This window comes from Thauera sp. GDN1, from assembly GCF_029223545.1.
Lineage (GTDB): Bacteria > Pseudomonadota > Gammaproteobacteria > Burkholderiales > Rhodocyclaceae > Thauera.
The window spans coordinates 1,457,427-1,476,827 of record NZ_CP097870.1; the positions used below are offsets into that span (position 1 = coordinate 1,457,427).

Sequence of the window (19,401 nt, forward strand, 5' to 3'; positions counted from 1 at the left end):
TCAGCGTCGCTCGGCGCGGATCCCGTCGACCGCCCTGCGCAGGCGCAGCGCCTCGGCGAGCTCGAACACCGACATGGCGTAGAAACTGCTGCGATTGTAGCGTGTGATGACGTAGAAGTTGCGGTAGCCGAGCCAGTACTCGGTGTCCTCGCCGGGCGTCTCCAGGTCCACCAGCGTGGCGACCGCAGCCGCCGGACGTCCGTCCAGCGTGGTGACGCCGCGCGCGCTCAGATGCGCGGGCTCGAGCCGGGGTTCGATGCCGGCGGCGATCAGCGCGGCCCCGTCGGTGTCGGGGGCGAGGCGGGCGCGCTCGGCGACCGGCTCGCCCGGCTGCCAGCCATGGACGCGCAGGTAGTTGGCGACACTGCCGATGGCATCGATCGGGTCGCTGTCGAAGTCGATGCGGCCGTCGCCATCGAAGTCGACCGCATAGGCTCGGACACTGCTCGGCAAGAACTGCGGATAGCCGAGCGCGCCGGCGAAGGAGCCGCTGTAGCTGCCGGGGTCGCGTCCCTGTTCGCGGGCGAGCAGGAACAGGGCCTCGAGCTCGCGCCGGAACAGGTCCGCCCGCGGCGGGTAGTCGAAGGCCAGGGTGGCGAGCGCCGACAGCGTCTCGAAGTTGCCGGTGTTGCGGCCGTAAAGCGTTTCCACGCCGATGATGGCGACGATGACCTCCGCCGGCACACCGAATTCGGTGGCGGCACGCTCGAGCTCGCCCGCGTACTGATACCAGAATGCCATGCCCCCATCGATGCGGACGTCGTCGAGGAAGCGCGCCCGGTAGTCGCGCCAGGAGCGCACGCCCTTGCGCGTCGGCGGCGTGATCAGGCGGATCACCGCAGGCTCGTGGCGGGCATGTGCCAGCGCACGCTCGAGGTCGGCGGGGTCGAAGGCATGGCGCGCGGCGACTTCGGCAATGAAGCCGCGCGTTTCCTCGCGGTCCGCATACGAGGCGGAGGTGCCGACGGGGGCCCCGGCGAGCAGCAGGCCGGCGACCAGGCTGCCGAAGAGGTTGCGCAGGCGCGTGCCGAGGCGGTGCCGTCCGGCCCCGGGGGCGTTGCCCGGCGGCATGTGGGTGGGCGCGATGTTCTGGGTCATTGGATTCGGATTCCTTTCATCTGCTTTTCCAGCGCGCGCGATTGATCCCCCGCCTGCACGGCGCCGTAACGGAGGCGGGCATAGGCTGCACAGATCGCATGCAGGCTGTCCGCCTGTTCCGGCAGGGCTTCGGCCAGGCGGTCGCCGTAGGCGAGCGGTCCTTCCCACGGTTCGCGCCCCAGGCCCGCCCGCGCCATGCGGGCGGAGAAGCGTTCCCAGGCTCGCTGCACGGGGTCCGAGGTCCGGCGCTGCCAGCTTGCCCAGGCATAGAGTGCGAGCAGCAGCAGGGCCGAGATGCCCGCCAGCAGTCCGGCCAGTTTCGCCGCACTGCGGGGATCGAAACCGAGACTGGCCAGAAATTCGCGCTGGCGTTCGGGATTGTAGCCAAGAACGTACTGGTTCCAGGAGTTCGAGAGCGCCTCCCAGCGATGGCGCAGGCCGCGCAGCCAGGCCATGTCCGCCTGCAGCATCAGTGGGAGCGCGTCCTCGGCGCTCAGCGCCGCAGCCAGCCCGTCCGCGATCCGCTCCGGCGCGGCGAGCGCGGTCGGATCGACCCGCAGCCAGCCGCGCCCTTCCAGCCAGACCTCGGCCCAGGCATGGGCGTCGGACTGGCGAATGACCAGATAGCCGTCGACCGGATTGATCTCGCCGCCCTGGTAGCCGGTGACGATGCGGGTGGGGACGCCGGCCGCCCGCATCAGGACCGCGAAGGCCGAGGCGAAGTGCTCGCAGAAGCCGCTGCGGGTGTCGAACAGGAATTCGTCCGCGCTGTCGGTGCCGAGCAGCGGCGGACGCAGCGTGTACCTGAGCCGGGCTGCCCGCATGTGCGCGAGCACGCGCTCGAGAATCTCGGCGTCGGACGCGGCGCCGGCAGCCAGGCTTGCGGCCAGTTCGCGGCTGCGCGGATTGCTGTCCGCCGGCAGACGCGTTGCGGCCGCGAGGACGGCTGGCGATTCGTCGGTGCCGACCGGCGCGTCCGGGTAGGCGCTGAGTGCGAAGCGGCTGCGCGTCTGTACCGGCCGCGCGCTCAGCGCCTGGTGGTCGCTGGCGAAGCGCACGAGCGGCCCGGCCGCGCCCGGGTAGTCCAGCGCCAGCAGCCAGCGCCGGTTGTGAGGCTCGAGGGTGAGCACGTAGTCCAGTCGGCGGCCGACCGGGCGATAGAAGGGCGCGTCCGCCTCGGCAAACCGCGCCGCGGTCCAGGTACGGCCGTCGAAACTGCCGAGGACGGGCCCGCGCCAGTAGCGCTGCGCGGGCGGCGGCGGCGGGCCGTCGAACGCGGCGCGGAAAGCGATGGCCGAGGAATTGCCGAGCGCGCTGATCGAGCCCGGCGTCATCGTGTCCGACAGGCCGGTGCGGGCGCTGAAGGCGTCGGCGGGCAAGCCCCACAGCGGACCCTGGATGCGCGGAAAGAGCACGAAGAAGACGAGCAGGAACGGTAGCCCGTGCACGAGCAGCAGTGTCGCGCTGCGCAGGTGCTCGCGCACGCTGCCGGCCGGGTCGGCCAGCGCGACGAGGGCGCCGAGGCAGGTCAGGGTGCCGAGGAATGCCATGGCGGCTGCCGCGATCGACTGGTTCTCGAGGAACAGCGCCAGTTGCAGGAACAGGCACAGCAGCACGCCGGTGTGGATGTCGCGTGCCGCGCGTGCCTCCAGCAACTTCATCCCGAGCAGCAGGGCGAGCAGGGCGACGCCGGGATCCTTGCCGAAGAAATGGCCGAATTCGAGACGCACGCCGGCTGCGGCGGCTGCGGCCAGGGCGAACAGCAGCACAGCCGGCGGCGGGCGGCTACCCTGCCACAGGATCAGGCCGCGCCAGGCCAGGAACAGCAGGCAGAGGGCATGGATCCAGGCCGGCAGCCAGATGCCGTGCGGGGCGACGGTGAGCGCCGCGGCCGCGAGCAGCCACAGGCCCTGGTGGCGGTCGAGGGCGGGTGCCGGCGCGGGGCGGGCCGAGCCCCTGCGTTTCAGCATCGCCGCGAATCGGGTCGCCCCGGCGCTCATGGTCGCCGCTCCGTGTCCTCTGCCGTGCTGCCGAACAGCGCAAGCGCGCGCAGGCAGCGGTCGCGATGGTCGTGGCCGAGGTCCGGCGCAATCCGCGTGTTCGGTATGTGCAGGCCATAGCGGCGCCCGTCCTGCTCGGCGCGCAGGATCCACGCGGTGAGCCGCGACAGGCGCTGTTCGTCGTCGAGGTGCACCGGCAGCGCGGACCACGCCAGCAGCAGTTCGCCGCCGCGGGCAGCGCTGTATTGCTTGGTCAGCATCGGGCCGCCGCGGGCCAGCGCCTTCCAGGCGACGTGCCGTGGCGAGTCGGCGCTGCGGTGCGCGCGCAGGCCGGCGAAGTCGTCGTCGCCTTCGCGCGTGCTGGCGCTCGTGCCTGCCCCATCCGCGCCGCTGTCGGGCAGCGGAGGCGGCGCGGGTTCGGGTGCCGGATGGACGATGCAGTCGGCGTCGGGCACGAACACGCTCCAGGCCCGGATCAGGCCGAGTGGCCAGGTGCTCTCGATGACGCTGCGGCCCAGGTGCAGGCGGCCGCGGCGGGTGGTGGGGCAGGCCAGCAGGATGGTCGATTCGGTCGCCGGGCCGAGTTCGAACGTGCCGACCTGTCCGTGTGCCCGCAGCCTGAGCGCCGGGCGGCGCGACGGGCGGGGATTGTCGATCAGCAGCCGGAACCCTGCCGCCTCGCCGGCGAACACCGGCTCGCAGCGCGCCGGCCGCAGGGACAGTCCGAGCAGGTTGCGGAAGGCGTGCACGATGCTGGCCGTCGCCGCGCCGCCGAGCAGGAAGACGAGACCGTAGCCGAGGCTGAGGTTGTAGTTGATCGAGGTCAGCAGCATCACTGCGAGCGCGGCGGCGAATCCCAGCCCGGCCGGAGTCGGGAGCACGTAGATGCGGCGTTGAGTGAGGCGGATCGGCGCCGCTTCGGGTTTGCCGACGCGGAACAGCCAGCGATCGGCGCCCCGGCGCAGGGCGGCCGCCAGGTGTGCGGCCCGACGCATCAGCGGACCGCGACCGCCTGCATCAGGCGCACCAGCGTGGCCGGCGGCACCGGCCTGCCGTCGCCGGCCAGATGCAGGCGGTGCGCGGCCACATGCGGGAACAGGGTCTGCACGTCTTCCGGCAGCACATGGTCCCGACCGTCGAGGAGCGCCCAGGCCCGGGCCGCGGCAAGCAGGCCGAGGCCGGCGCGCGGGCTGAGTCCGTTGACCAGCTCCGGGCTGTTGCGGGTGGCGCCGAGCAGGGCCTGCACGTAGTCGACCAGTGCGTCCGAGACGTGCAGCCCCTGCGCGGCATGCTGCAGCTCGAGCAGCGCGGACGGGCTGGCGACCGCGGGCTGGCGCTCGAGCAGTTCGCGGCGGTCCTCGCCCATCAGCAGCGCGCGTTCGGCGGCGCGGTCCGGGTAGCCGAGGCGGATCCGCAGCAGGAAGCGGTCGAGCTGGCTCTCCGGGAGCGGGAAGGTGCCGATCTGATGCGCCGGGTTCTGGGTGGCGATGACGAAGAAGGGTTCGGGAAGCGCCAGGGTGGCGCCGTCGGCGGTGACCTGGCGCTCCTCCATGGCCTCGAGCAGGGCGCTCTGCGTCTTCGGCGTGGCGCGGTTGATCTCGTCGGCGAGGATCAGCTGGGCGAACACCGGGCCGGGATGGAAGCGGAAGGCGCTGGTGCTGCGATCGAAGATCGACACGCCGAGGATGTCCGCCGGCAGCAGGTCGCTGGTGAACTGTATGCGCTGGAACTGCAGCCCGATCAGCCGCGCGAGCACATGGGCGAGCGTGGTCTTGCCCACCCCGGGGACGTCCTCGATCAGAAGATGGCCGCGCGCGATCAGGCAGGCAAGGGCGAGGCGCAGCTCGCGTTCCTTGCCGAGGATGATGCGGCCGGCCGTCTCGAGCAGGCGATTTGCATGATGCAGGGGCATTGCGGGCGTACTGTGAAATTGGCCGGGAAGCGGTGATAATAGACGACAAAGCCAGCCGGTCCGGATGACGTTCATCACGATGACCGGCAAGACAAGTAGCCGGCGCAGGCAACCTCGGTTGCCCCGTCGGACGTTCGCGATGGGAGAAGGAGGAGTATGACCACCACGGCATTCATCACGCACCGTGACTGCTGGCTGCACGACATGGGGTCCATGCACCCGGAATGTCCGGACCGGCTGTCGGCGATCAACGATCGCCTGATCGCTGCTGGCCTGGACATGTACATCTCCTTCTATGACGCGCCGGTCGCCGAACGCGAGCAGATCACCCGGGTGCATCCGTCCGAATACCTCGACAGCCTGCTCGGCAACGTGCCCGAGCACGGCATCCGCCACCTCGACCCCGACACCGCGATGAGCCCGGGGACGATGAAGGCCGCGCTGCGCTCGGCGGGCGCGGGCGTGTTCGCCACCGACCTGGTCATGAAGGGCGAGATCGAGAACGCATTCTGCGCGGTGCGTCCGCCCGGCCATCATGCCGAGCGCGCGAAGGCGATGGGTTTCTGCTTCATGAACAATGTCGCCATCGCTGCGCGCCATGCCATCGCGGCGCACGGCCTGGAGCGGGTGGCGATCGTCGATTTCGACGTGCACCACGGCAACGGCACCGAGGACATCTTCCGTGACGATCCGCGGGTGATGATGGCCGGGATCTTCCAGCATCCCTTCTATCCGTACTGCGGCACCGAGAATCCGCCGGCGCACATGTGCAACGTGCCGCTGCCGGCCGGCACCCGTGGCGACGCCTTCCGCCAGGTCTTCGGCGACATCGTGGTGCCTGCGCTGCGCAGCCACAATCCGCAGATGATCTTCATCTCGGCCGGCTTCGATGCGCATTACGAGGACGACATGGGCTCGCTCGGCCTGCTCGAGGCCGACTACATGTGGGCGACCAAGCAGATCAAGGACGTGGCCGAGGACTGTGGCCACAAGCGCGTCGTGTCGATCCTCGAGGGCGGCTACTCGCTGTCCTCGCTGGCGCGCTCGGTGGTCGCCCACATCAAGACGCTCGCCGATCTTTGAATCGCAAACCCGGAAACGTCGTGACGGGGTTCTGCGCGCGCGCATCGAGGCGTGTCGCGCTGTGCCCGTGTCGGCGTTAGAATCGAACCTTTAATTTCCAGCCCGACGCCATGATTACCGGATCGCTCGTCGCCATCGTCACGCCCATGCACGACGACGGCAGCCTTGATTTTCCCCGCCTGCGCAGCCTTATCGACTGGCACATCGCCGAGGGCACCGATGGCATCGTGATCGTCGGCACCACCGGCGAATCGCCCACCGTGGACGTGGACGAGCACTGCGAACTCATCCGTGCCTCCGTCGAGCACGTCGCGGGCCGCGTGCCCGTGGTCGCCGGCACCGGCGCCAACTCCACCGCCGAGGCCGTCGAGCTCGCCCGCTTCGCCAAGCAGGCGGGCGCGGATGCCCACCTGTCGGTGGTGCCCTACTACAACAGGCCGACGCAGGAAGGGCTGTACCGCCACTTCCGCACGATCGCCGAGGCGGTCGAGCTGCCGCTGATCCTCTACAACGTGCCCGGCCGCACGGTGGCCGACCTGTCCAACGACACCACGCTGCGCCTGGCCGAAATCGGCAACGTCGTCGGCCTCAAGGACGCCACCGGCAACATCGATCGTGCCTGCGACCTGATCGAGCGCGCACCGGCCGACTTCGCCCTCTACAGCGGCGACGACATGAGCTCGGCCGCCTTCCTGATGCTGGGCGGCCACGGCGTGATCTCGGTGACCGCCAACGTCGCGCCGCGCGCCATGCACGAGCTGTGCGCGGCAGCGGCGCGCGGCGACATGCGCGCGCTGCGTGAAACCAATGCCGCGCTGACCGGTCTGCATCGCGACCTGTTCTGCGAGGCCAACCCGATTCCGGTCAAGTGGGCCGTCGCCCGCATGGGCCTGATCGGCGACGGCCTGCGCCTGCCGCTGACTCAGCTCTCCGAATGCCATCACGAGCGTGTGCTGAAGGCCATGCGCAAGGCCGGCATCAAGGTCTGAACCGAATCCATCTGTCCAGGAATTCCATGAACCGTACCACGCGCACCTCCCTGTCCCTGATCGCGCTGTCGCTTGCGCTCGGCGGTTGTTCGGGATCGCTGCTCGAATCGAAGCGCATCGACTACAAGAGCGCCCGCCAGATCGAGCGCCCGCTCGAGATCCCGCCCGACCTGACCGCGCCGCAGCGCGACGACCGCTTCGCCGTGCCGGACGTGTCGCCGCGCGGCGTCGCGACCTATTCGGCTTACTCGGCCGACCGCGCCGGGCAGCCCGCGACCGCCTCGGCCGCGGCCGACGTGCTGGCCAAGTCGGACACCATGCGCATCGAACGCGCAGGCAGCCAGCGCTGGCTGGTGGTCAGTGGCTCGCCGGAGGAGCTGTGGCCGCAGATCAAGGATTTCTGGCTGGAGCTCGGCTTCATCCTGAACGTCGACAGTCCCGAGATCGGTGTCATGGAGACGGACTGGGCCGAGGATCGCGCCAAGATCCCGCAGGACTTCATCCGCTCGAGCATCGGCAAGGTGTTCGACGGCCTGTTCTCGACGCCCGAGCGCGACAAGTTCCGCACCCGTCTGGAGCAGGGCAAGGAGCCGGGCACCGTCGAGGTCTACATCAGCCATCGCGGCATGATGGAGATCTATCCGACCGAGGCCAAGGACTCGACCATCTGGCAGCCGCGTCCGGCCGACCCCGAACTCGAGGCGGAGATGCTGCGCCGCCTGATGGTCCGGCTGGGCGCCGAGGAGGCGCGCGCCGAAGCCGCCGTCGCCACCGAGCAGGCGCCCGAGCGTGCGCAGATCAGGTCCGCGGCCGACGGCCAGGTCATGCTGACGATGGAGGAGCCCTTCGATCGCGCCTGGCGCCGCGTGGGGCTCGCGCTCGACCGCATCGGCTTCACCGTCGAGGATCGCGATCGCGCCAAGGGGCTCTACTTCGTGCGCTATGTGGATCCCGATGCCGACAACCGCAGCCCGGAGAAGGGGTTCCTGTCGCGTCTCGCCTTCTGGCGCAGCGATGACAAGCCGGCCCAGGGGGGCAGCGAGTACCGTCTGCGCGTCGAGGGCCAGGGCGACGGTTCGCGGGTCAGTGTGCTCAGCCGCGAGGGTGGCCAGGACAACTCCGAGACGGCGCGCCGCATGCTGGGGCTGCTGCACGAGCAGTTGCGCTGATCGCGTCCCGCACAAACAAAAAGCCGGCTGCGAGCCGGCTTTTTGTTTGCTACGACAGTCAGGCAGGTGCTGCTTACTTCTGCGCCGACTCCTTGGCGGCGCTGACCGCGGCCTCGGCGGCGGCCTTGGCGGCGTCCACCGCCTGCGAGGCTTCCTCGGCCGCTGCGGTGGCCGCTTCCTTGGTCGCGTCGGCGGCGGTCGCCGCTTCTTCCTTGATCACCTGGGCGCCGGCTGCGGCGGCGTCACCGGCAGCCTTCGCGCTTTCCTTCGCCGCATCGACGGCCTGGGCGGCGGATTCCTTCATCTGCTCCTGGGCGCTCGGGGCGGGTTGCGCGGCGACGGGTTCTTCCTTCTTGCCGCAGGCGGAGACGGCGAGGGCAACGAGGGCAGCAACGAGCAGGGAATTCTTCATGATCTTGTTCCTTTCGGGGTTCAGGGGACTTCCGCTGCCGGATTCCCTCGTGTCCGGGCTTGTCCCGGACGGCTTCGGAGTGCAGCGAAAGCGGATCGATTCTACCGCGCAGGTAATGTCAGAGGGATGGCATGCTGCGTTGCAAGATATCATCCAAGCGTAAGAAAGCATTTCGGAACAGGCCTCAAGGCAGCGCCGATCGACGCTCTTCGCTGCGGGACGGAATGCACGCCACGCATCGATTCATGATGCCCTTTCGCCGTCTCGCCGACGGGATTCCGAGGCAATGGGCGTGCCCGGATCGGGGCGTCGCGGGGGGGCTGCGCGTATCGGGCGGCGGTGCCGGCACGAACTCGCAGCTGCCTGCGGAGTGGCGCTGCCAACTCGGGTGCGCACACCATGTTGCAAATGGCGTTCCGGGGTGGAGGGCGGAAGTTCGGCGCGCCGGCCCTGCGGGTGCGCGCTAGAATCGCGCTTCCTTTCCGATCGCCTGCCATCATGCCCATTGCCCTCATCGAATCCCTGGACCACGAAGGACGCGGTGTCGCCCGCCAGGACGGCAAGGCGGTGTTCGTCGATGGTGCGCTGCCGGGAGAACGGGTGGAGTACGTCGTGCGCCGTGCGCGGCCGAGCTACGAGCAGGCCGAGACCTTGCGGATCCTGAAGGCGAGCGCCCAGCGCGTGCCGCCGCGCTGCCGGCATTACGGCACCTGTGGCGGCTGTTCGATGCAGCATCTGGATGCGGAGGCGCAGGCCGCTGCCAAGCAGCGCATCCTCGAGGACGCGCTCTGGCACATCGGCAAGCTGCGGCCGGAGATCATCTACCCCGCCATTCACGGTCCCGCCTGGGGCTACCGCTACCGCGCCCGCCTCGGCGTGCGCCTGGTGCCGAGCAAGGGCGGGCTGCGCGTGGGTTTCCACGAGCGGCGTTCGAGCTACATCGTGGACATGCGCGAATGCCCGGTGCTGCCGCCGGTCATCTCGGCGATGCTGCCGCGCCTGCGCGAGATGATCGCCGACCTGTCGATCGCCGATCGCCTGCCGCAGGTCGAGATCGCGATCGGCGACGAGGCCACCGTGTTCGTGTTCCGCAACCTGCTGCCCTTCAGCCGCGCCGATCAGAAGCGCCTGGCCGCGTTCGCCGAGGCCGAGGGCATCCAGGTGTGGCAGCAGCCGAACGGGCCGGATTCGGCGACCCCGCTGCATCCGCTCGAGGGCCCGGCGCTCGCCTACACCCTGCCGGAGTTCGACGTGCGCATGGACTTCCGCCCGACCGATTTCACCCAGGTCAATGTGCACATCAACCGCCTGCTGATCCGGCGCTCGATGCAGCTGCTCGATCCGCAGCCGGGCGAGCGCATCGCCGACCTGTTCTGCGGGCTGGGCAACTTCAGCCTGCCGATCGCGCGTCGCGGCGCCCACGTCGTCGGCGTCGAGGGCAGCGACGCGCTGGTGGCGCGCGCGCTCGACAATGCGCGGCGCAACGGCCTGGCCGAGCGCACGAGCTTCTACGCCGCCAACCTTTTCGAGGCCACCGAGGACAGCCTCGCCGCGCTCGGACCGCTCGACAAGCTGCTGATCGATCCGCCGCGCGAGGGCGCGATCGCGGTCGCCAAGGCGATCGGCCCCCAGCAGCAGCCCGCACGCATCGTCTACGTCTCGTGCAACCCGGCCACGCTGGCGCGCGATGCGGCGGTGCTGGTGCGGGAGAAGGGCTATGTGCTCAAGGGCGCCGGCATCGCCAACATGTTCCCGCAGACCTCGCACGTGGAGTCGATCGCGCTCTTCGAGCGCCCGGCGTCGGCGTGAAGCCGCCGGCACGCGGTGATATACTGCGCGCCCTTGTGGAGGCGTGGCAGAGCGGTTGAATGCAACGGTCTTGAAAACCGTCAGGGGTTTGCGCCCCTCGTGAGTTCGAATCTCACCGCCTCCGCCAACAACGCGGCAACCTGTTGATCGGGCAGCTTTTTCGAGCGCCCCGGCGCTGCTCATGTCCCGCCTCATCCTCCTCAACAAGCCCTACGGCGTGCTCTGCCAGTTCACCGACCAGGCTGGCCGGGCGACGCTGAAGGACTGCGTCGCCGTGCCCGGGGTCTATGCCGCCGGGCGGCTCGACACCGACAGCGAGGGGCTGCTGCTGCTCACCGACGACGGACGCCTGCAGCATCGCATCGCCGATCCCCGCCACAAGCTCGCCAAGACCTACCTGGTGCAGGTGGAGGGCGAACCCGACGAAGCCGCCCTGGCGCGGCTGCGCGCGGGCCTCGACCTCGGCGATTTCCATACCCTGCCGTGCGAGACGCGTCCGGTGGCGGAACCGGACTGGCTGTGGCCGCGCGTTCCGCCGGTGCGCTTCCGCAAGGCGGTGCCGACGAGCTGGCTGGAGATCGTGCTGCGCGAGGGCAAGAACCGTCAGGTGCGGCGCATGACCGCCAAGGTCGGTTTCCCGACCCTGCGCCTGATCCGGATCGCGATCGGCCCGTGGCGGCTCGATGGCCTGCAGCCGGGGCAGTGGCGCGCGCTCGATCCGGCGGAGCTGGGCGCGCTTGCCGGGACGCCCGATCGGCAGGGTTCGCCTGCGCGCCCCGGGCGTGCTGACGGTGCGGCGTGGCGGCGAGGCGGGGGCGAAGCCGTGAAGCCCTCCCGGCCGGGACGCGCGGCCGCCGGCGATTCGGGGCGGCACGAGCCTGCGGCCCGCGACAAGCCGCACAAGATGGAGCGACGTAAATGAGTGGAACGAAGAAGACGGGCCGTCACGCCCTCGTCAATGTGCTGCTGGCAGGGGGCGCGCTCGGCGCCTTTGCCGCCGCAGCCGTGGCCCAGCCGGCACTGCCCCTGGCCGAGCTCGGCTTCGGCATGTACCGCATCGAGGCCGAGGTGGCGCACACCTTCGAGACGCGCCAGAGCGGGCTGATGAATCGCACCGCAATGCCCTTGCATCGCGGCATGGTCTTCGTGTTCCCCGATGAACGCGCGCATTGCATGTGGATGAAGAACACGCTGCTGGCGCTGTCGGTGGCCTTCCTCGACGCACAGGGCCGGGTGATCAACATCGAGGACATGCAGCCGAACACCACCGATAACCATTGTGCCGCGGGCCCGGCGCGCTTTGCGCTGGAGATGAACCTGGGCTGGTTCGCCGAGCGCGGCATCAAGGCCGGTGACACCCTGCGCGGCTTCGACCGCCTGCCGGCGCCGCGCTGAGCGCGCGGCCGGCAAGGTTCCCCGGACAGCGCTCAGCGCATCCTTTCCGGCTTGAGCTTCGGCGTCAGCGGCGCACCCTTGCGCGCGCGGCGATGGCGCAGCGCTTCGCGCTGGGCGGGCTTGAGCTCGACCGTCGTGGTCTTGCCGCCGCGCCCCGTACCCTCGATGCTCAGCACCGCGTCGTCGGCCGGTACGGCGACGGCGGCAAGCGCCTCGCCTTCGTCCAGTGCCATCACGATCACGCCACGACCGCCGCTCTGCATCTTCATCTCGGGACACGGGAAGACGAGCAGGCGGCCGTTCTCCGAGGCCGCGGCGATCCAGTCGCCGAACACCTTAGCCGGCGCCAGCACCTTCTCGCCCTTTTCCAGGCTCATGAAGGCCTTGCCGGCGCGCTGACGGCTGGTCGCGTCGGCGACGCTGCACAGGAAGCCGTAGCCGCCGCTGTTGGCGAAGAAATAGACGGAATCCGGGGTGTCGGTGACGACCTGGGCGAGCTTGCCGCCGTCCTGGAACTCGACCAGCGTGCTCATCGGCACGCCGTCGCCGCGTCCGCCGGGCAGGTCTGAGACCTTCACCGTGTACGCGCGGCCGTTGCCGTCGATGACGATCAGCGGCCAGGTGGTGCGCGTCTCGATCATCGCGAAGCCGAAGTCGCCGGCCTTGTAGGCGATGCCGACGGGGTCGATGCCATGGCCCTGGCGCGAGCGCACCCAGCCGTTCTTCGACACGATCACGGTGACCGGCTCGTCGGGCACCGAGATCTCCGCCGGCGCGACTGCGGCCACGGCTTCCACCAGGGTGCGGCGGTCGTCGCCGTATTTCCTCGCGTCGTCCTGGACCTCCTTCAGGATCAGCTTCGTCATCGCCGTGCGGCTGTCGAGGAGATGCTGCAGGCCGGCGCGTTCGTCGCGCAGTTCGGCGAGTTCCTTCTCGATCTTGAAGCCTTCGAGACGGGCGAGCTGGCGCAGGCGGATCTCGAGGATGTCCTCGGCCTGGATGTCGGACAGGCCGAAGGCGGCGATCAGCGCCGGCTTCGGCTCGTCCGACTCGCGGATCACGCGGATCACTTCCTCGATGTGCAGGAAGGCGATCATGCGGCCTTCGAGGATGTGGATGCGGCGATCGACTTCGTCCAGCCGATGCTTGGTGCGGCGCTCGACGGTGACGTAGCGGAAGTCGATCCACTCGCGCAGGATCTGCACCAGGTTCTTCTGCTGCGGCCGTCCATCGCGCCCGATCATCGTCATGTTGACCGAAGCCGAGGTCTCCAGGCTGGTGTGGGCGAGCAGCACCGCCATGAACTCGTCGCGGTTCTGGCGGCTGGACTTGGGCTCCAGCACGATGCGCACCGGCGCCTTGTCGCTGGATTCGTCGCGCACGGTGTCGAGCACGCCGAGCACGAGCTGCTTGAGGTTCTTCTGCTCCTGCGAGACTTCCTTCTTGCCCGCGCGCGGCTGCGGGTTGGTCAGGGTCTCGATCTCGGACAGCACCTGCGCGGCGGACACGCCGTGCGGCAGTTCCTCGACGATCGCGCGCCACTGGCCGCGGGCGAGCTCCTCGATCTTCCAGCGCGCGCGCAGGCGCAGGCTGCCGCGGCCGGTGGCGTAGGCGTCGCGGATCGTCTCGGGGGTGGAGATGAGCTGGCCGCCGCCGGGGAAGTCCGGTCCGGGGATGATCCCGAGCACGTCCTCGAGCGTGGCCTCGGGGTTGCGGATCAGGTGGCAGGTGGCCTCGGCCACCTCGCGCAGGTTGTGCGGCGGGATCTCGGTGGCCATGCCCACCGCGATGCCCGAGGCGCCGTTGAGCAGCACGAAGGGCAGGCGCGCGGGCAGCAGCTGCGGCTCCTCGAAGGCGCCGTCGTAGTTGGGGATGAAGTCCACCGTGCCGCGGTCGATCTCGGACAGCAGCAGCTCGGCAATCGGCGTCAGCCGGCATTCGGTGTAACGCATCGCCGCCGCCGAGTCGCCGTCGCGCGAGCCGAAGTTGCCCTGGCCGTCGACCAGCGGATAGCGCAGCGAGAAGTCCTGCGCCACTCGCACCATGGCGTCGTAGACGCTGGTGTCGCCGTGCGGGTGGTACTTGCCGATCACGTCGCCGACCACGCGCGCGGACTTCACGTGCTTGGACGTGGACGACAGCCGCATCTCGTTCATCGCGTACAGGATGCGGCGTTGCACCGGCTTCAGGCCGTCCTCGACCTGCGGCAGCGCACGCGACTTCACCACGCTCATCGCGTAGGCGAGGTAGGCGCGCTCGGCGTAGCGGTCGAGCGCCAGCGTGCCGTCGTCTTCGGGCTCCGGTTCGGGCTCTGCGGGTGGGGCTGGGGGCGGGGGCAGATCCTCGCCCGCCTGTGTCGGTGCGGGCGGGCTGGCAGTCGTCGCCGCGCCCGCAATGGAGGGGGTGGCCTGAGCGGGCTTGGGCGAGCCCGCGGCGGGGTCTGGCATGTCGAACAGGTCTGGGGTTTCGGTCGTCATTGCACTGCGTAATTGAATCCGGTGGGAAATCTCAGACGTCGGCTTCGACGCTGTCGCCCTTTTCTTCCATCCACGCGCGTCGGCCGGAGGCCTCGCCCTTGCCCATCAGCAGCGTGAACATCTTCAGCGTGTCCTCGAGCGCGCCGCTGCGCACCTTGACCGGCAGCACGCGGCGGGTGGCGGGGTCCATGGTGGTCTCGCGCAGCTGGTCGGGGTTCATCTCGCCCAGGCCCTTGAAGCGGCCGATCTCGATCGCGTCGGGCTTGAAGCCTTCCTTCTCCAGGCGTTCGCGGATCGCGGCGAGCTCGCCCTCGTCGAGCGCGTACAGGCGGCGCGGTGGGCGCTTCTTGCCTTGCGCCGGCACGTCCACGCGGTACAGCGGCGGCTGTGCCACATACACGTGGCCGCGCTCGATCAGCTTGGGGAAGTGGCGGAAGAACAGGGTCAGCAGCAGGGTCTGGATGTGGGCGCCGTCCACGTCGGCGTCGGACATGATGACGACCTTGCCGTAGCGCAGGCCGGAGAGGTCCACGTCGCTGTCGGCCTTGTGCGCATCCACGCCGAGCGCCACCGCGATGTCGTGGATTTCGGCGTTGGCGAACAGGCGGTCGGGGTCGATCTCCCAGGCGTTCTGCACCTTGCCGCGCAGCGGCAGGATAGCCTGGGTTTCCTTGTTGCGCGCCATCTTGGCCGAGCCGCCGGCGGAGTCGCCCTCGACCAGGAAGAGTTCGTTGTCGGCGATGTCCTCGGACTCGCAGTCCGACAGCTTGCCGGGCAGCACGGCGACGCCCGAGGTCTTCTTCTTCTCGACCTTCTGCGCGCTCTTCTGGCGCGCGAGTGCCTGCTTGATCGACAGCTCGGCGATGGCCTTGCCGGCCTCGACGTGGTTGTTGAGCCAGATCTCGAAGGGGTCGCGCAGTTGCGAGGACACCAGCTTCACCGCCTCGCGCGAGTTGAGCTTTTCCTTCACCTGGCCCTGGAACTGCGGATCGAGCAGGCGCGCCGAGAGCACGAAGCTCATCCGCCCGCACACGTCCTCCTGCTGCAGCTTGACGCCGCGCGGCAGCAGGGTGTGATGGTCGATGAAGGACTTCATGGCCTCGAACACGCCGGCGCGCAGGCCGGATTCGTGGGTGCCGCCATTCACCGTGGGGATCAGGTTGACGTAGGACTCGCTCGGCACCGCCGACTCGAACCAGGCCAGCGCCCAGGCGGCGCCTTCGCCCGCAGCGAAGGTCGCATCGTCCTTGCCGGCATACTTCTCGGCGGTGAAGATCGGCGCCACCGCCTCGACGTCGCCGGCGAGCTCCTTGAGGTAGCCGGCCAGACCCTCGGGGTAGGACCAGGTCTTGCTCAGCGCCGGGCCGCTGGCCTGTTCGATGTCGAGCCGCACCGCCACGCCCGACAGCAGCACGGCCTTCGAGCGCAGCAGGCGCTCGAGCTCGTTCATCGGCACGCGCGGCGATTCGAAGTACTTGCCGTCCGGCCACACCCGCACCCGGGTGCCGGTCTGGCGCCCGCAGTCGCCTTCGATGCGCACCGGGCTGATCGTCTCGCCGCCGTCGGCGAAGTCGATGCGGTGCACCTTGCCGTCGCGCTTGACCTCGACCTCGATGCGGGTCGACAGCGCGTTGGTCACCGACACGCCGACGCCGTGCAGACCGCCCGAGAAGGCATAGGCCGAGTTGCCCTCGCGCTTGTCGAACTTGCCGCCGGCGTGCAGGCGGGTGTAGGCCAGCACCACCACCGGCACGCCTTCCTCGGGATGCAGGCCGACCGGGATGCCGCGGCCGTCGTCGGCCACGGTGACCGAGCCGTCGACATGCAGGGTGACGTGGATCTTCTTCGCAAAGCCGCCGAGCGCCTCGTCGGCGGCGTTGTCGATCACTTCCTGGATGATGTGCGCCGGGCTGTCGGTGCGGGTGTACATGCCGGGGCGCTCGCGCACCGGCTCGAGTCCCTTGAGGACGCGGAAGGAGGACTCGTCGTACTGCTTTGGGGTGTCTTGCTTGCCAGCCATGCTGCGGGCCCGTCGGGAATCAAGAAGGGCGCAAGGATAGCAGAGCTGTGCGCTGTATGTATGTTCAGTTGTCGGCCAGGGGCCGCGGGGCGCGAGACGCCGCGGGCCCGCCGGATGGGCACGCCAGACGCGGGTGTCGGGTGGATGACGTGTCCGAAGGGCTATAGTTGCGCCCATGACGCCCGCCCCACGCCATGTCGAACGCGCGCTGCACGAGCGGGTCGAGATCGTGCCCTACGATCCGGCCTGGCCGGCGCTGTTCGCCGCGGAAGTGGTGCATCTGCGCGCGCTGCTGCCGGCGGAGCTGATTGGCCGCATCGAGCATTTCGGCAGCACCGCGGTGCCCGGACTGGCGGCGAAGCCGATCATCGACATGCTGGTCGAGGTGCGCTCGATGGAGGACGTGGCCCGGCGCATCGCGCCCTTGCTGCAGGCCGAGGGCTACGAGTTCTTCTGGCGGGCTCCGGAGCATGGGCTGCCGGGCATGGACTACGCTTGGTTCATCCGCCGCGATGCGGCGGGGCGGCGCACGCACCACATCCATTTCCTGCAGGCGGGCTCGTCGGAGTGGGAGCGCCTGCTGTTCCGCGACTACCTGCGCGCCCATCCCGAGGCCGCGCGGGCGTACGGCGAACTCAAGCAGCGGATCGCTGCCGAGCACCCCGACGACCGCGTGGCCTACGCGAAGGCCAAGACGCGCTTCGTACGCGAGGCGATGCGGGCGGCGCGGCGGAAGCCGCGATAGCCCTCGCCAGTCTGCCCGCGGGCGACTTACATGCCCTGGTAGATCGGCCCTTCGCCGCCCTGCGGCACCACCCAGTTGATGTTCTGGGTCGGGTCCTTGATGTCGCAGGTCTTGCAGTGCACGCAGTTCTGCGCGTTGATCTGCAGGCGCGGACCGGCCTCTTCGTGCACGATCTCGTACACCCCGGCCGGGCAGTAGCGCTGCTCGGGGGCATCGTACTTCGCGAGGTTGATCGCGATCGGCACCGAGGCGTCCTTGAGCTGCAGGTGGCAGGGCTGCTCTTCCTCGTGGTTGGTGTTGGACAGGAACACCGAGGACAGGCGATCGAAGGTCAGCACGCCGTCCGGCTTCGGATAGTCGATCTTCGGGCACTCGGACGCCGGCTTGAGCTTGTCGTGGTCGGCGCTGTTGTGCAGCGTCCACGGTGCCTTGCCGCGGAACAGCATCTGGTCCATGCCGAACAGCAGCGAGCCGAGGATCAGGCCCTTCTTCATCAGCGGCTTGAAGTTGCGGTACTTGTGGAGCTCGGCGTACAGCCACGAGTCGCGGAAGGCGGCCGGGTAGGCGGTGAGTGCGTCGCGCTGGCGTTCGTGGGCGAGCGCCTCGAAGGCGGCCTCGGCGGCGAGCATGCCCGACTTGATCGCGGTGTGCGTGCCCTTGATGCGCGCGGCGTTGAGGAAGCCGGCGTCGTCGCCGATCAGGGCGCCGCCCGGGAAGATCAGCCGCGGCAGGCTCTGGATGTTGCCGGTGGCGATGGCGCGCGCACCGTAGGCCAGGCGCTTGCCGCCTTCGATGTGCTTGCGCACCTCGGCGTGGGTCTTCCAGCGCTGCATCTCGTCGAAGGGGGACAGGTGCGGGTTCTCGTAGTTGAGGCCGACCACGAAGCCGAGCGCGACCAGGTTGTCCTCGAGGTGGTAGATGAAGCCGCCGCCATAGGTGCGGTTGTCCATCGGCCAGCCGGCGGTGTGCACGACCAGGCCGGGGCGATGCATCTCGGGCTTGACCTCCCACAGCTCCTTGATGCCGATGCCGTAGGTCTGCGGATCGACGCCGTCGCGCAGATTGAACCGGGCCTCGAGCTGCTTGCCCAGATGGCCGCGGCAGCCTTCGGCGAACAGCGTGTACTTGGCGTGCAGTTCCATGCCCGGCTGGTGGTGCGGGCCGGGGGTGCCGTCGCGGTTCAGACCCATGTCGCCGGTGGCCACGCCCTTCACCGCGCCGGCCTCGTCATAGAGGATCTCGGCGCCGGCGAAGCCCGGATAGACCTCGACGCCGGCGGCTTCGGCCTGCTCGCCCAGCCACTTCACGACGTTGCCCAGGCGGACGATGTAGTTGCCGTGGTTGTCGAAGCAGTCGGGGGTGAGCGCGGGTGGATTGCGGAACGAGCCCTTCGTGGTGAGGAAGACGACCTGGTCCTCGGTGACCGCGGTGGTGATCGGGGCGCCCTTGTCCTTCCAGTCGGGGATCAGCTCGTCGAGCGGTCGCGGATCGATGACGGCGCCCGACAGGATGTGGGCGCCGATCTCGGCGGCCTTCTCGATCAGGCACACCGAGATCTCCTGACCCTTGGCCGCGGCCAGTTGCTTCAAGCGGATCGCGGCGCCCAGCCCGGCCGGGCCGCCACCGACGATCAGCACATCGAATTCCATCGATTCGCGTTCCATCCTGTTCTCCTGTTCCCTTCCCGGGGCACGTCGATGCCGCCAGTCTATAAGCTCGCACGGGCCCGGCGCACCTGTCGCGGGCTTGGCCGGGTGCTGCACAACATACGGGGCCGTATGTTACATTAGCTTGCTCACAAAACACAAAGAGGAGATCGCAGGATGAACGAGAACGCCAGGCTGATCTACACCACGCGCATGCCGGTGCGCTGGGGCGACATGGACGCCTACGGCCATGTGAACAATACGGTGTATTTCCGCTACTTCGAGCAGGCACGCGTCGAGTGGCTCGAGCAGATGGGCTGCCGGGTCAGTCCGGAGGAGCCGGTCGGCCCGGTCATCATCAATGCCGCGTGCACCTTCTTCGCGCCGGTGAATTATCCTGCGACGGTCGTCATCAAGATGTACGCCGGCGAGCCCGGGCGTTCGAGCGTGATGACCTGGTACGAACTGCTCGTCGAGGGCGAGGATCGCGTCTATTGCGAGGGATCTGCGAAGACGGTGTGGATGGACATGCGCACCGGCAAGTCGTCGCCGATTCCCGAGGTGGTGCGCGCGCTGTTCGACTGAGCCCGCGCCCTTGGCGGGCCCGCGACGAGGTCTGCACCGGGAGACACCGGGGACCCGCAGG

The 19,401-nt window shown here is 69.3% G+C and carries 15 protein-coding genes, 1 tRNA gene and 1 pseudogene; 9 read left to right on the plus strand and 8 right to left on the minus strand.

The window, feature by feature from the left end; genetic code table 11:
* Genes mltB through CKCBHOJB_RS06690 form a run of 4 tightly spaced genes read right to left on the minus strand, consistent with a single transcriptional unit; the run spans position 1 to position 5,010 of the window.
* Positions 1–1,098 carry a lytic murein transglycosylase B gene (gene mltB / locus CKCBHOJB_RS06675; RefSeq protein WP_281051205.1) on the minus strand — a complete coding sequence of 366 codons (1,098 nt, stop codon included), beginning with the start codon at positions 1,096–1,098 and terminating at the stop codon, positions 1–3.
* A complete protein-coding gene (locus tag CKCBHOJB_RS06680; protein WP_348634862.1) occupies positions 1,095–3,098 on the minus strand; it encodes a DUF3488 and transglutaminase-like domain-containing protein in 2,004 nt (667 codons plus the stop codon). The genes mltB and CKCBHOJB_RS06680 overlap by 4 nt, the downstream gene beginning before the upstream one ends.
* On the minus strand, positions 3,095–4,093 hold the full coding sequence (locus CKCBHOJB_RS06685) for a DUF58 domain-containing protein (RefSeq protein ID WP_281051206.1): 999 nt from the start codon (positions 4,091–4,093) through the stop codon (positions 3,095–3,097). The genes CKCBHOJB_RS06680 and CKCBHOJB_RS06685 overlap by 4 nt, the downstream gene beginning before the upstream one ends.
* Positions 4,093–5,010 (minus strand): AAA family ATPase, encoded by a 918-nt coding sequence (locus CKCBHOJB_RS06690; protein ID WP_281051207.1) that lies wholly within the window; start codon positions 5,008–5,010, stop codon positions 4,093–4,095. Before CKCBHOJB_RS06690 ends, CKCBHOJB_RS06685 begins: the two co-directional genes overlap by 1 nt.
* Before the next feature lie 156 nt (positions 5,011–5,166).
* Here CKCBHOJB_RS06690 and CKCBHOJB_RS06695 point away from each other — a divergent pair, with 156 nt between their 5' ends.
* The 3 genes from CKCBHOJB_RS06695 to bamC all read left to right on the plus strand — a co-directional run bounded on the left by CKCBHOJB_RS06695 (position 5,167) and on the right by bamC (position 8,251).
* Positions 5,167–6,093, plus strand: a complete 927-nt coding sequence (locus CKCBHOJB_RS06695; RefSeq protein WP_281051208.1) for a histone deacetylase family protein — start codon at positions 5,167–5,169, stop codon at positions 6,091–6,093.
* A 110-nt stretch (positions 6,094–6,203) separates the two neighbouring features.
* Positions 6,204–7,082 carry a 4-hydroxy-tetrahydrodipicolinate synthase gene (gene dapA / locus CKCBHOJB_RS06700; protein WP_281051209.1) on the plus strand — a complete coding sequence of 293 codons (879 nt, stop codon included), beginning with the start codon at positions 6,204–6,206 and terminating at the stop codon, positions 7,080–7,082.
* A gap of 26 nt (positions 7,083–7,108) precedes the next feature.
* Positions 7,109–8,251, plus strand: a complete 1,143-nt coding sequence (bamC, locus tag CKCBHOJB_RS06705; RefSeq protein ID WP_281051210.1) for an outer membrane protein assembly factor BamC — start codon at positions 7,109–7,111, stop codon at positions 8,249–8,251.
* A 73-nt stretch (positions 8,252–8,324) separates the two neighbouring features.
* Here bamC and CKCBHOJB_RS06710 read toward each other — a convergent pair whose 3' ends face one another.
* Positions 8,325–8,663: a hypothetical protein gene (locus tag CKCBHOJB_RS06710; protein WP_281051211.1), complete on the minus strand. Its 339-nt coding sequence runs from the start codon at positions 8,661–8,663 to the stop codon at positions 8,325–8,327.
* A 498-nt stretch (positions 8,664–9,161) separates the two neighbouring features.
* Between CKCBHOJB_RS06710 and rlmD the strand changes: the two genes are divergently transcribed.
* From rlmD to CKCBHOJB_RS06730, 4 genes and pseudogenes are all read left to right on the plus strand, one after another.
* A complete protein-coding gene (rlmD, locus tag CKCBHOJB_RS06715; protein WP_281051212.1) occupies positions 9,162–10,472 on the plus strand; it encodes a 23S rRNA (uracil(1939)-C(5))-methyltransferase RlmD in 1,311 nt (436 codons plus the stop codon).
* 37 nt (positions 10,473–10,509) lie between these two features.
* Positions 10,510–10,599: transfer RNA gene (locus CKCBHOJB_RS06720), tRNA-Ser, on the plus strand.
* Positions 10,600–10,653: 54 nt separating this feature from the next.
* A pseudogene (locus CKCBHOJB_RS06725) lies at positions 10,654–11,196 on the plus strand (pseudouridine synthase); the annotation flags it as partial.
* A gap of 194 nt (positions 11,197–11,390) precedes the next feature.
* The gene (locus tag CKCBHOJB_RS06730; protein WP_281051213.1) at positions 11,391–11,867 is read left to right on the plus strand and encodes a DUF192 domain-containing protein; all 477 of its coding nucleotides are present in this window, start codon (positions 11,391–11,393) and stop codon (positions 11,865–11,867) included.
* A 32-nt stretch (positions 11,868–11,899) separates the two neighbouring features.
* Here the strand turns inward: CKCBHOJB_RS06730 and parC are convergent, their stop codons facing one another.
* Both parC and CKCBHOJB_RS06740 read right to left on the minus strand, forming a co-directional pair.
* Positions 11,900–14,344, minus strand: a complete 2,445-nt coding sequence (gene parC, locus CKCBHOJB_RS06735; RefSeq protein ID WP_281051214.1) for a DNA topoisomerase IV subunit A — start codon at positions 14,342–14,344, stop codon at positions 11,900–11,902.
* 31 nt (positions 14,345–14,375) lie between these two features.
* Entirely contained in the window at positions 14,376–16,364 is a 1,989-nt protein-coding gene (locus tag CKCBHOJB_RS06740) for a DNA topoisomerase IV subunit B (protein WP_281051215.1), read from the minus strand.
* A gap of 175 nt (positions 16,365–16,539) precedes the next feature.
* Here CKCBHOJB_RS06740 and CKCBHOJB_RS06745 point away from each other — a divergent pair, with 175 nt between their 5' ends.
* Positions 16,540–17,109 (plus strand): GrpB family protein, encoded by a 570-nt coding sequence (locus tag CKCBHOJB_RS06745; protein ID WP_281051216.1) that lies wholly within the window; start codon positions 16,540–16,542, stop codon positions 17,107–17,109.
* A gap of 26 nt (positions 17,110–17,135) precedes the next feature.
* On the opposite strand, the gene CKCBHOJB_RS06750 is transcribed toward CKCBHOJB_RS06745, so the two are convergent.
* Positions 17,136–18,773, minus strand: a complete 1,638-nt coding sequence (locus CKCBHOJB_RS06750) for an electron transfer flavoprotein-ubiquinone oxidoreductase (RefSeq protein WP_281051217.1) — start codon at positions 18,771–18,773, stop codon at positions 17,136–17,138.
* 159 nt (positions 18,774–18,932) lie between these two features.
* Here CKCBHOJB_RS06750 and CKCBHOJB_RS06755 point away from each other — a divergent pair, with 159 nt between their 5' ends.
* Positions 18,933–19,340: a thioesterase family protein gene (locus CKCBHOJB_RS06755; RefSeq protein WP_281051218.1), complete on the plus strand. Its 408-nt coding sequence runs from the start codon at positions 18,933–18,935 to the stop codon at positions 19,338–19,340.
* The last annotated feature ends 61 nt before the right edge of the window (positions 19,341–19,401 follow it).